The sequence below is a fragment of the Pseudomonas sp. TWP3-1 genome (genome assembly GCF_049896625.1).
Taxonomy (GTDB): Bacteria; Pseudomonadota; Gammaproteobacteria; order Pseudomonadales; family Pseudomonadaceae; genus Aquipseudomonas.
The window spans coordinates 163,973-177,449 of the sequence record NZ_JAFCUQ010000010.1 but is presented as its reverse complement, the minus strand read 5'-3'; the positions used below and the strand labels follow the sequence as shown (position 1 = coordinate 177,449).

Sequence of the window (13,477 nt, the reverse complement as noted above, 5' to 3'; positions counted from 1 at the left end):
CACAGCGAGGGCCGGACGTCAGGGTAAAGCCTTTTGGGTTACCTTTTCGGCGTCTGGAAAAGGTGACCCGCCGTAAGGGCGGAACCCTAAGCAGCCATCACCGCAGCAACGGATATTCACCCCAACGCCCGAGCCAATGCCCGACTCAAAGTCTCATGCACCTGCAACACCTCAGGCACAACCGAAGGCAGGCGCAGCAAATCATGAGTCAACTCCGAACAATGTTCGAGCTCGACACTCACCCCATGCGCACGCAACTTGTCGACGTAAGCCTGCCCCTCATCCAGCAACGGATCGAACCCGGCCAACACCACGATAGCCGGCGCCACGCCGTGCAGATCCTCGGCGAGCAACGGCGAGAACCGCCAATCCAGATAGTCCTCGGGGCTGCGTGCGTAATGCTGATAGAACCAGTCCAGCGTATCGTTTTCGAGCAAATAGCCTTCGCTGAACAGTGCCCGCGAATCATGCGCGCGCGAGGCATCGGTGACCGGATAGCACAACAACTGGGCCTTCGGCGCGATGGCTACGGTGTGCGGTTGCACCACCGCTTGCAGCGCCAATACCGTGGCCAGCGTGGCACCGGCGCTGTCGCCGCCAAACGCCACGCGCCCGGTGTCCAGGCCCAGTGCAACAGCCTGCTCGGCCACCCACGACAGGGCGTCTTCGCCGTCTTCCAGCGCTGTCGGGAAACGCTGTTCCGGCGCCAGTCGGTAGCCGACCGAGAGCACCGCGCACGGCGTCCGCCGGCAAAATTCGCGGCACACACCGTCATGGGAATCGAGGCTGCCAACCACAAATCCACCACCGTGGAAATACACCAGCAGCGGCAGCGGCGCAGGCTCACCGTGCGGGCGGTATAAGCGCAGAGCCAGCGGCGCACCGTCGCGCGCGGTGGCGCTGATGGATTGCACGTCGAGATCCTCGGGCGCACTCCAGCGCAACTGCGCGGTGGTCTGCTCGAAGGTCTCGCGTGCCTGCGTCGGGGTCATTTGGTGCATGGCCGGCAGGCCCGCGTCCTGGCTGTCTTGAGCGAGGTCGAGAAAGGCTTCCAGATCAGGGTGTAATGACATCGTCAGAATCCTTGTGTCAGCAAAAAGGGGGCGCCTCGGCAGCGCCCCCCGGAAATAACCAACTGCGCGGCGATCAGCCCACGCGCGCCATGCAGTGCTCGATCAATGCTTCGAGCTCACGCTGAAAGTCCTGCATCAGCGCATCCATGGTGCCGGCCCGGTAACGCTGGCTGCTGTAAATGCAGCGCAACGCCAATTGGCCGTCGTACACCTGTCCGACAATTTCCAGCCAGTTGCCCAGGTTGGCCTTGAGGCTGTAGTTGTCGCCAGTCTCCTCCAACGCCGGCACCAACAGCGCCTGCTCGTCGAAGCTCTGGTCGAACTGCCCGAGGTAGTTGAAGGTCACCCGTGCCTGCGGAAGATCAGCCAGTTGCCTGGACACCCCGGCCCCCGCCAGATGCCGCAACACGCCGTAGCCGATGCCTTTGTTCGGCACCGCCGCCAACTGCGCCTGGACGTTGACAATCGAACGACCGATGTCATCGCTGTCCGGGCTGAGCCGTACCGGGAACATGCTGGTAAACCAGCCGAGGCTGCGGCTCAGGTCGATGGACTCGAACAGGTCTTCGCGACCATGCCCTTCCAGCAGAATCAGCGCCGACGGTTGTTGACTCCAGCGGCACAGCGCGCGACTGAGAGCCGACAGCAGCAGGTCGTTGATTTGCGTTCGGTAGACCGCCGGTGCCTGCTTGAGCAACTGCTCGGTGTGTTCGCGCGACAGCTTGAGCCGCGCCTGCGCCTGCTGGCGCACCTGATTTTTGCCACGCAGGTTGTCGCAAGGCAGGTCGACGCCGGGTTGATCCAGTTGCTCCAGCCAGTACGCCAGTTCCTGCTCGGCGATCAGCGGCGCCTGAGCCTGCAACGCCTCGGCAAACGACCGATAACTGCTGCTGCGAATCGGCAACTGTGGTTGCAGACCTTGCACGCATGCTTCATAAGCGACTTTCAAATCATCCAGCAGAATCCGCCAGGACACCGTGTCGACCACCAGGTGATGGATAACCACCAACAGTCGCGCCTGACCGTCCGGCAAGGCTACGTGCATCACCCGCCACACAGGCCCGTCATCCAGTTTCAGACTGCGCTGGGCGAGGTTGGCCAGCGCTTCGACCTGCTCGCTGTTCTCGGCTTCTCGGCGCCAGAGCAACGCTTCTTCCTGCCCGGGGGCGGTGCAATAGCGTTGCAGCCAGCGCCCGCCTTCTTGCGTGAAACGCAGGCGCAAGGAATCGTGGTGTTTTTCGATCCAGCCCAACGCTTGCTCAAGCGCTTGCAGATCGAGCGGCTGCCGCGCACTGAGCAACAATGACTGGTTGTAGTGGTGGGCTTCGGCCATGCCCTCGGCAAAGAACCACTCCTGAATCGGCAACAGATTGAACAAACCTTCACTCGCCACTTGCGTGAGGTCCACCTGCGGTTGCTCACCGCCCTCCTTCGCCACGCCCTGTTCGACGATGCCGGCGATGGTCTGATAACGCATCAGATCGCGCAGCTTCAAATCCATCTGTAACGTCGGATGGTTCCTGACGCGGGAAATCACCTGCAAACTGAGGATCGAGTCGCCGCCCAGCTCGAAGAAGTTGTCGCTGATGCCTACCTGTTCGACCTGCAGCACCTGAGCCCAGATCTCAGCCAGCAGCGCTTCCTGCTGGTTGCGTGGCGCAACGTATTCATCGCTGGTGAAGTCGGGTTCCGGCAGCGCCTTGCGGTCGAGTTTGCCGTTGGGCGTGACCGGGAAAGCACTCAGGCAGACAATCTGTGCCGGCACCATGTACTCGGGCAGCGTGGCGCGCAGCCCGGCCTTGAGTTCATCGCCGATGTCCTCACCGGTTGGCGTCACCACGTAACCGATCAGTTGTTTGCCGGAAGCATTGTCGCGGGCGATAACCAGTGCATCGCTGACCCCTTCCAGTTGACGCAGACTGGCTTCGACTTCACCGAGCTCGATGCGGAATCCGCGCACCTTGACCTGATGGTCGATGCGTCCGACGTAATCGACCACGCCGTCCTGACGCAGGCGCACCAGATCTCCGCTGCGATACAGCCGCTCGCCGGCCGCGAACGGGTTGGGCACGAAGCGCTCGCAGGTCAGATCCGGTCGGCCGTGGTAGCCACGGGCGACCCCATAACCACCGATGTACAACTCGCCGGCAAAACCTGGCGGCAGCGGGTTCAGATCCTCGTCCAGCACATACAGCGAACGCGCGCCGACCGCACGGCCGATCGGCGCATAAGCCGCCTCGCAGTGCTGGCTGACAGGCACTTTCCACAGCATCGGCGTGACCACGGTTTCGGTCGGGCCATAACCATTGGTGAAGTACTCGGGACGCAGCGCTGCCTTAACCTGTTCGAAGGTCTGATCCGGCACGGCGTCGCCGCCAAAGCAGTAAATGCGTACGGGCGGCGGCGCAATGCCGCTGGCCGCTGCGTATTCCGCCAGTTGTTTGAGATAGGCCGGCGGGAAGCAGGCAATCGTCACGCCATATTCGTGGAGCGCCGCGTAAGTCTGCTCCGGCGTCCACAGACAGCCGTCGCGGATGACCAGACGACCACCGCTGTAGAGCGTACTCAACCAGCGCTCATGCGCGCCGTCGAAAGCAAACGACATGAAGTGCAGTTCACAACTGCTGCTGTCCATTTCGTACAGTTCGGCGATGGCCTGACAATGCATGCTCAGCGGCCCCTGCGTAACCGCGACGCCCTTCGGCCGGCCGGTCGAACCGGAGGTATAAACCAGATACGCCAGACTTTGTTCCTGTGCGCGGCAGATCGGCGCGTGATCGGCGTAAAGGTTTGCATCGAGGTGGTCGATTTCCAGCCGCAGCAGCCCTTCGGGGACCGGCAGCGTGGCACGCAGGCTGCTCTGGGTCAGCAGCAACGCCATGCGTGAATCCTCGATCATGAACGCCAGACGCTCAGGCGGATAATCGATGTCCAGCGGTACATACGCCGCACCGCTCTTGAGCACGGCAAGGAAGCTGACAACCATTTCCAGCGAACGCGGCAGCGCCACGCCGATCACCACTTCCGGCCCCGCACCGTGCTCGATCAGGCAATGTGCCAGGCGGTTGGCACGTTGTTCGAGTTCGGCGTAACTAAGGCTCAGCCCGGCGCATTGCAGCGCAATGGCGTGCGGCTGCTGTTGCGCATGACGGCTGATCAGTTCCGGCAACAGCGCCGCTTGATGCGTGTGCGCAGGCTCGGAGCTCCAGGACTGGGCCGCTTGCCATTGCTCGATGCTCAGGCGCTGCAAATTACCGAGGCGCTCGTACGGCGCCGCCATCATCGCGGCGAGGGTGTTTTCCATGGTCTGGCGAATGCCTTCCACGGCCTCGGCGCTGAAATGGCTGCGCAGGTACAAATACTCGATCGACAGCTCGTCGCCGAGCATTACCGCCAGGTCCATCGGCACGTTGGTGACGCCGTGACCAATGGATTTACCGAAGGTCAGATCAGTGTCGTTTTCCTCCTGCAGACGATCATCGATCGGGAAGTTTTCGAACACGATGATGCTGTCGAACAACCTTTGGCCACCGAGATTCGACCAGCGCTGCACATCGGCCAGCGGCGCCTGGGAATAGTCACGGATGTCGAGGTTGTAAGCCTGCACCTCGTTCAGCCAGTCAGCCAGACGCTGATCCGCCTGCGGCGTCTGGATGATCGGCAAGGTATTGATGAACAGGCCGAGCATGTTACCGACATTCGCCAGACCTTCCGGGCGCCCGGAAACCGTGGCACCGAAGGTCACCGTGCGCTGGCCGGTATAGCGCTGCAACAACAGCAGCCACGCGCCCTGGATCAACGTGTTCGGGGTAATGCGCAGGTCGCGGCAGAACTGCAACAGCCGCGCAGTCTGCTGCTGATCCCAATTGGAGTAGATCGCATCGTGGCCGCTGACATCGGCGGCGTGGCGCGGATGCAGCGCCTGACTCAACGCGGTCGGTTCGCTGACCGGCGCCAGCCGCGCTTTCCAGAACAACTCCTGCGCGTCCTGATCCTGCGCCTGTAGCCAGGCGATGAAATCGCGATAACGCCCGTTCTCGCCGCTGACCGTGCCCGTCGAGTAGTGCTGCAACACTTCGCCGAACAGCCGCGAGCTGCTCCAGCCGTCCATCAGAATGTGATGGCTGGTCCAGATCATCTGGTATTGCTCGTCGCTCAGACGCAGCAGGGTGATCCGCTGCAAGCGCGCATCGGCCAGATCGAAGCCGAGGGCACGGTCATTGCTGGCGAATTCGGCGATCAGCTCTTCGCTGCTATCCCGTTCACGCCAGTCGAGCACCTCCATCTGCAAGGGGGCGTGGCGATGCACCACTTGCAACGGTTTGGCCAGACCGTCCTGCCAATGGAAACTGGTACGCAGAATCGCTTGACGGACGATGACGAATTCCCACGCTTGGCGGAAGCGCTCCACGTCCAGGCCCTTGATCGGCAGGCTGACCTGTTGCATGTAAAGACTGCTGCCATTATCCGACAGCGTATGGAACAGCATGCCTTCCTGCATCGGCGACAGCGGATAAACATCCTCGATCATGTCGGCCGGTACCGGCAACGCATCGAGTTGCGCCTGATCCAGTTGGGCCAACGGATAGTCTGCAGGAGCGTCGCTCGCAGAATCTGCATGATCGACCGATACCACAGCAGCGAGTTTTTGCACGGTCTGCTGCTGGAACAGATCTTTCGGGGTAAACCGAATCCCCTGCTGACGGCCACGGCTGACCAGTTGGATCGAGATGATCGAATCGCCGCCCAAAGCGAAGAAGTTGTCGGTCACGCCGACCCGTTCGATCTTCAGAATGTCCTGCCAGACCTTGGCGAGTTGCTGTTCCAGCGGCGTCGACGGCGCCACATATTCACGCTGCGACTGGCTGACGTCCGGTGCCGGCAAGGCCTTGCGGTCGAGTTTGCCATTGGGGGTCAATGGCAACTGTTCGAGGAACAGCCATTGCGCGGGCACCATGTAATCCGGCAAATGCGCTTTCAACGAGGTCTGCAACGCTTCGCTCAAGTCATCCCGTTCGACGAGGCTCAGGCTGCAGTCGCTTGGCACCACATACGCCACCAGTTGCTGACCACTGTGGCCATCCACCGCCAGCACCACGCCCTCGCGGACACTCTCCTGCGCCAGCAGGCGGGCTTCGATTTCACCCAGCTCGATCCGGAAGCCACGCACCTTGACCTGATGGTCGATGCGACCGACGTATTCGAGCCGGCCATCATCCAGCAAACGCGTGAGGTCGCCGGTGCGGTACATACGCTCGCCGGTCGTCGACAGCGGGTTGGGCACGAAGCGCTCGGCAGTCAGTCCCGGGCGCAATAGATAGCCGCGCGTGATGCCGTCGCCGGCCAGATACAGCTCGGCGGCGATCCCGATCGGGGCCGCCTGCAACTGGCCATCGAGCAAGTAGGCGGCGGTGTTTACCAGCGGCCGGCCGATGTTCGCCTGACCCGCCGCTTCGCGGCGCGTCCAGGTCGAATACGTGGTGTCTTCGGATGGCCCGTACAGGTCGTAGACATGCTCGACCGCAGTCTCGCGGTACAGCGTGTCGACGAGGCTCTGCTTGAGTGGCTCACCGGCCAGGTTGATGATGCGCACGCCGTGCGGAATCTGCCCGCTGCGTTGCAATGCGGCAATGGCCGAGGGCACGGTGTTGATCAACCGCACCTGATCGCGCTCCGCAAGGTCCGGCAACTCCAGGGCATTGCGCGCCATGACGATCGATCCGCCGCGCGCGAGGGTGACGAAAATCTCCCACACCGACAGGTCGAAGCAGACCGATGTCGACGCCAGCACACCTTGCAGATCCGCCTCACTGTAGACCTCGGCAGACCAATGAATCAGCGCCTGCACGTTACGGTGCGCAATGGCCACACCTTTGGGTTTGCCGGTGGAACCGGAGGTGTAAATCACGTAGGCGAGATTGGCCGAGTCGCCCTGCGCGTCGAGGTTGTCGAGCGCCGCGTCGGCAAACGCCTGACCGCCCGCCTCGACCAACACCACCTGCGCGTCGGTCTGCGGCAATTGCGCCAGCAGCGACTGCTGGGTCAGCAGGACTTTCGCCTGACTGTCCTCAAGCATGTAAGCCACACGGTCGGCCGGGTAGTCCGGATCCAGCGGCACATAGGTGCCGCCCGCCTTGAGCACCGCCATCAGGGCGATCACCAGTTCGGCCGAGCGCGGCATCGCCACGCCCACGCGCACCTCGGCACCGACCCCCAGCGCCAGCAGATGGCGGGCCAACTGATTCGCGCGCTGGTTGAGTTCGGCGTAGCTCAGGGTCGCGCCGCCATGACTCAGGGCCAGTGCCTGTGGACGGCTGGCCACCTGCGCTTCGAAGCTTTGATGAATCAGGCGCTCGACCGGGTAGGCGCCATGGTTGGCGTTCCACTGCGCCAGCGTCGCGTGCTCGGCGGCAGACAGCAACCCGACCTCGCCCAAGCGCTGTTGCGGCGCATCGAGGAATTGCTGCAGGACTTCTCGCAGATGCGTGGCCAGCCCGACAATGCTGCACTCGGCAAACTGCTCGGTAAGATAGTTGAAGTCCAGACTCAAGGTTTCGCCGGCGCCGGCAATCAGCGTCAGGCCGTAGTTGGTTTGCTCACGGTGCTCCAGACCGCCGAAGCGCAAGCCGCCAGGATTGGCTTCGAGGGTTTCCGAAACCGGATAGTTTTCAAACACCAGCAACGTGTCGAACAGCGCTTCACCGCTGAGCTCGGCCAGACGCTGAATGTCCTGCAATGGCGTTTGCTCGAAGTCGCGCAGCAGCAGGTTCTGCTCCTGCACGCTGCGCACCCAGTCACCCACGCTGACTGTTGGCTGCGGGCTGGCGATCACCGGCAAGGTATTGATGAACAGGCCCAGTTGCTGTTCGATGCCCGGCAGATCCACCGGGCGCCCCGAAACGGTTGCACCGAAGGCGACCGTGGCCTGGCCGGTGTAACGCTGCAGGATCAGCAACCATGCCGCCTGCACCACGCTGTTGAGCGTGACTTGCTGTTGCCGCGAAAAACCGTTGAGCCGAGCGGTGAATGCCGCGTCGAACGTCAGGCGATGCACGCCCTTGCCCGCGCCCGCCAGGGTTTTGCCGTGGCAGGCCGAGGCCAGTCGGGTGGGCTCGCTGAGTTGCGCCAGTTGCCCGCGCCAGAATGCTTGCGCGGCCGCTTTGTCCTGGCGTTGCAGCCAGTCGAGGAAATCCCGGTAACGCCCTTGAGCGCCCGGCACCGGGTGCCCGGCGTAGTCCTGCAACACCTCGCCGAACATCCGCGAGTTGCTCCAGCCATCCATCAGGATGTGATGGCAGGTGAAGATCAGCCGATGGCGCTCATCCGCCGTGCGCAGCAGGCACAGACGCAGCAACGGTGGATTCTGCAGGTCGAAGCCGCGCGCCAGATCGGCTTGGGCACGCGCCTCCATGGCCGCAGCCAGATCCGGCTCGCCACGCAGATCCACTTCGGGCATTTCCAGCGGCAACTGGCGATGGATCACTTGCAGCGGCGCGTCGAGGCCATCGCGGCCCCAGATGAAACCGGCGCGCAACACTTCGTGGCGATCCACCACGCGTTGCCAGGCTTGCTGGAAGCGCGCAACGTCGAGGCCTTCGATGTCCAACAGCATTTGATAGACATACGCGCTGGCATCGGCGTCGTACAGACTGTGGAACAGAATGCCCTGCTGCATCGGCGCCAGCGGATAGATGTCCTCGATCCGTTGAGCGGCCACTGGCAAATTGTCCAGATGGGTTTGCGACAACCCGGCCAGCGGCACGTCGGACGGCGTCAGGCCGCCGCTCGGATGGTTCAGACAATGCTCGACCAATTCGGCCAGCGCCACTTCATAGGCACGCGCCAGCGCCTGGATCGTCGCGTCTTCAAAAACATCGGAGCTGTAGGTCCAGGTCAGGCTCAATTGCCCTTGATAAACCCGGCCATCAATCGTCAGCCAGTTGGCCATCGGTGCCCGTTCATCCTGACCGGCGCCCTTGTCTTCGGTGGCCGGCACCCACAAGGCATCGGCATCGAAATTATTGTCGAACTGGCCGAGGTAGTTGAACGTCACCTTCGGCTGCGCGGCACCACGCAACGCCGCTTGTGCCTCGCTGCTGCCCAGATAGCGCAGCAAGCCGTAGCCGATGCCCTTGTTCGGGATCGCCCGCAATTGCTCCTTGATACCCTTGATCGAGGCTTCGAAACCGGCGGCAGGCGTCAGGCGTACCGGAAACATGCTGGTAAACCAACCCACGGTGCGGCTCAGGTCGAGCTCATCGAACAGATCCTCGCGCCCGTGACCTTCGAGTTGCACCAGAGCGCTGTCAGACGCGGTCCACTCACACAACACCCGCGCCAGCGCGGTCAGCAACAGATCGTTGACCTGGGTGCGATACACCGCCGGCGCCTGTTGCAGCAGTTGGCGGGTGCGTTCGGCATCCAGACGCGTATCGACGCTGCGTTCGAAGCGATTGCTCAACTGGCCTTGCGGGTTGTCGACCGGCAGTTCGACCTCAGCGCCGAGCAACTGCCCGTGCCAGTAATCGAGTTCGGACTCCAACTGCGCGCTGCGCGCATGCGCTTGCAAACGCGCGCCCCAATCCTTGAACGCGGTGGTCTTGGCCGGCAGGCGCGGTGGCTGGCCGCTGGTCAGTTGTTGATAAACGCGTTGCAGATCTTCGAGCACGATGCGCCACGACACACCGTCGACCACCAGGTGATGGATCACCAGCAACAGACGCTGGCTGGCATCCGGCAAGTCGACCAGCACGGCGCGGATCAGCGGGCCGTTGGCCAGATCGAGGCTGCGTTGCAGTTCCTGACACAGCGCCGGCAACTCGGTGCTGTCTTGCAGAGTAACGCTGCGCAACAGCGTCTGGCTGTGCTCCAGCGCGGCATGCGCCTGTTGCCAGCCACCCGCGGTTTCGCGATAGCGCAGGCGCAAAGCGTCATGGTGACTTAGCAGATATTGCAGCGCCTGCTCCAGCGGTTCCGCCGCCAGCGGTGTGGCCGGGGTCAGCAGAATCGACTGGTTCCAGTGATGACGCGCGGGGATATCGCTGTGGAAAAAATACTGCTGGATCGGGGTCAGCACGGCGTCGCCGAACACCTCGCCCTGAGTTGCCAGCACCACGTCGCTCTGTTGCGCAACCGTGGCCAGGCGCTGCACGGTCTGATGCTGGAAGATGTCTTTGGGAGTAATGCGGATGCCTGCCTGACGGGCACGGCTGACCACTTGAATCGAAATGATCGAGTCACCGCCCAGCTCGAAGAAGTTGTCATTGAGGCCGACCCGCTCGACCTTCAACACGTCCTGCCAGAGCGCCGCCAGACGCTGTTCCAGCTGGTTGCGCGGTGCCGCATAGACTTCCTGCACCTGCGCGATTTCCGGATGCGGCAGTTGTTTGCGGTCCAGTTTTCCGTTGGCCGTCAGTGGCAGGCGCTCAAGGAATGCCCAACTGACCGGAACCATGTAATCCGGCAGAGTTTCGCGCAAATGCGCCTTGATCGAATCACGCAGTGCGCCCTGCCCTTCGGCTTCCAGCACCTCGCTCGCGACGATCCAGGTTGCCAGTTGCTGACCGCTGATACCGTCGACCGCCAGCACCACGGCTTCACGTACATCCGGGTGCTTGAGCAGTTGCGCCTCGATTTCCCCCAGTTCGATACGGAAACCGCGGATCTTCACTTGATGGTCGATCCGGCCGATGTACTCGATCACCCCGTCGCCACGCAGCCGCGCCAGGTCGCCGGTGCGGTACAGACGCTCGCCAGGCCGCGCGTTGAACGGATCGGGAACGAAGCGCGTAGCGCTCAAGCCGGCTTGATTCAGATAGCCCCGGGCGAGGCCGGCGCCGGCTATGTACAACTCGCCGATGCAGCCCTGCGGCACCAGATTCAGCGTGCTGTCGAGCAAGTACCACGACAGGTCGACAATCGGCTCACCGATCGGGCTGCTATGACTTTGCTCAAGGTCAGCCATGGACAGCGGACGATATGTCACGTGCACCGTGGTTTCAGTGATGCCGTACATGTTCACCAGCGTCGGAGCACGGTCGCCGAAACGCTCGAACCACGGACGCAGGTTTTGCACTTCCAGCGCTTCGCCACCGAACACTACATAACGCAGCGCGTTGGCGCGCGACGATTCGCTGGCCACTTGCATCAAAGGCTTGAACGCGGAAGGCGTCTGATTCAGGACCGTGACGTTTTCATCGCACAGCAAATTGTAGAAATCGTCCGGGTTGCGGCTGACGTCGTGGGGCACGACGACCAGTTTGCCGCCGTACAGCAGCGCGCCAAAAATCTCCCACACCGAGAAATCGAAAGCGTAGGAATGGAACAGCGTCCAGCTGTCCTGCGGCCCGAAACCGAACCAATGTTCGGTCGCGCTGAACAGTCGGATAACGTTGCTGTGCGGCAGCAGCGCACCTTTGGGTTTGCCGGTCGAACCCGATGTGTAAATCACGTAGGCGAGGTTGTCAGGCGTGGTCAGGCAGACCGGGTTGGCGTTACTGCCCTGCTCCGCTGGCTGGCTCAGATCGACACAGGCCAGGCCCGGTGGCACCGGCAGTTGCGCCAACAGATGCCCTTGGGTCAACAGCAACTCGATGCCGCTGTCTTCGATCATGTAGCGCAAACGGTCATCGGGATAACCCGGATCCAGCGGCACGTACGCGCCACCCGCTTTGAGCACCGCAACAATCGCGATGATCATTTCCAGTGAGCGTTCGACGGCCACGCCGACCCGCACATCCGGGCCGACGCCGCGCGCGATCAACATATGTGCCCACTGGTTGGCCCGCCGATTCAGCTCGGCGTAGCTCAAGCACTGGCCGGCGAATGTCACCGCAGTCGCTTCGGGATGGCGTTCAGCCTGGGCTTCGATGACCTGTTGCAGGCACTGCTCGACGGGGTGCTCGACCCGCGTCGGATTCCACTGGCGCAGCAGCTGTTGCTGACCTGCGTCATTGATGATCGGCAACTGGCCGATGCGCGCTGTCGGCTGCTCGACAATCGCCTGCAACAACGCGACCCAGTGCCGCGCCAGGCGCTCGATGGTCGACGCGTCAAACAGATCGGTGGCGTACTTGAGCACGGCTTCGATGCCGTGCGCCTGTTCGGTGGTGTTGAGGGTCAGATCGAACTGCGCAGTCTGGCTTTGCCATTCCAGCGGCTCGATGCTCAGCCCGTTCAGGCGCGTCTCGACACTGCTGCGACGCTCCGCCTGATGATTGAACATGACCTGGAACAACGGGCTGTGACTCAGGCTGCGGCCTGGCTCAAGTGCTTCGACCAGTTGCTCGAAAGGCAAGTCCTGATGCGCCTGAGCCTCTTGCGCGGCCTGCTTGACCTGACGCAGCAGATCGACAAACGGCGTCTGGCCGTCGACATCAGCCTTGAGCACCTGCGTGTTGACGAAGAAGCCGATCAAGCGCTCGATTTCCACCCGGCCACGGTTGGCCACCGGAACACCGACGCGGATGTCCGACTGACCGCTGTAACGGTGCAGCAGGGCCTGGAACGATGCCAGCAGCAACACGAACAGGGTGACGTTTTGCTGACGAGCAAACGCCTTCAAAGCGTTGCTCAGTTGCGCATCGAGAATCAGATTATGGCTGGCACCGGCGAAGCTCTGCTCGACGCCGCGCGGACGATCGAGCGGCAGTTCCAGCACTGGCTGTTCACCGCCGAGTTTGTCCTGCCAATAGGCCAGTTGCCGCGCTTGTTCGCCGGCCTCCATCCACTGGCGCTGCCACAGCGCATAGTCGGCATATTGAATCGGCAGCGCCGGCAGACCGGCGTCGTGGCCAAGGCTGAAACCGGCGTAGAGCTGCACCAGTTCTTCGATCATCACCTGCAGCGACCAACCGTCAGAGACGATGTGGTGCAGGGTCAGGACCAGCACATGATCATTGGCGTTGACCTGCAGCAGTGCCGCGCGCAGCAGCGGGCCGTGCTGCAGATCGAAATTTTGCTGGCTCTGGGTCTGCACGAACGCCTGGATCGAGGCATCCGCATCATTCGCCAGCTGAGGGCTGAGTTGATGGATATCGAGGGCAAACGATCCTGCGGGCAGGATCGTTTGCAGAGGTTGCTCGGTTTCTTGAGAAAACACCGTGCGCAAGGTTTCGTGACGGGCGATCAGCGCTTCGATACTGCGCTCCAGCGCATTCACGTCCAGCGGGCCCTGCAAACGCAGGGCCGTCGGAATGTTGTAGGCCGCGCTGTGCGGCGCCCATTGCCAGAGGAACCACTGGCGCTGCTGGGCGTAGGACAGCAGCAACGGCTCTTCAGCCGTGCGCTTGAAAACCGGGGCAATGTCAAAGAGGTTGACGCCTTTCTGCTTGAGCAGAACCGCCAGAGCCTTTCTTTGCTTAGCCGAAAGTTGTCCTACCGACTCGATTAACTCTTGCACGCGT

At 62.4% G+C, this 13,477-nt stretch carries 2 protein-coding genes; both read right to left on the bottom strand.

From position 1 onward, the window contains the following. Window positions 1-116: 116 nt before the first annotated feature. The gene (locus tag ACP7BN_RS15840) at window positions 117-1,073 is read right to left on the bottom strand and encodes an alpha/beta hydrolase (protein WP_426205168.1); all 957 of its coding nucleotides are present in this window, start codon (window positions 1,071-1,073) and stop codon (window positions 117-119) included. A gap of 73 nt (window positions 1,074-1,146) precedes the next feature. Then, entirely contained in the window at window positions 1,147-13,473 is a 12,327-nt protein-coding gene (locus tag ACP7BN_RS15835; protein ID WP_426205167.1) for a non-ribosomal peptide synthase/polyketide synthase, read from the bottom strand. Window positions 13,474-13,477 lie beyond the last annotated feature (4 nt).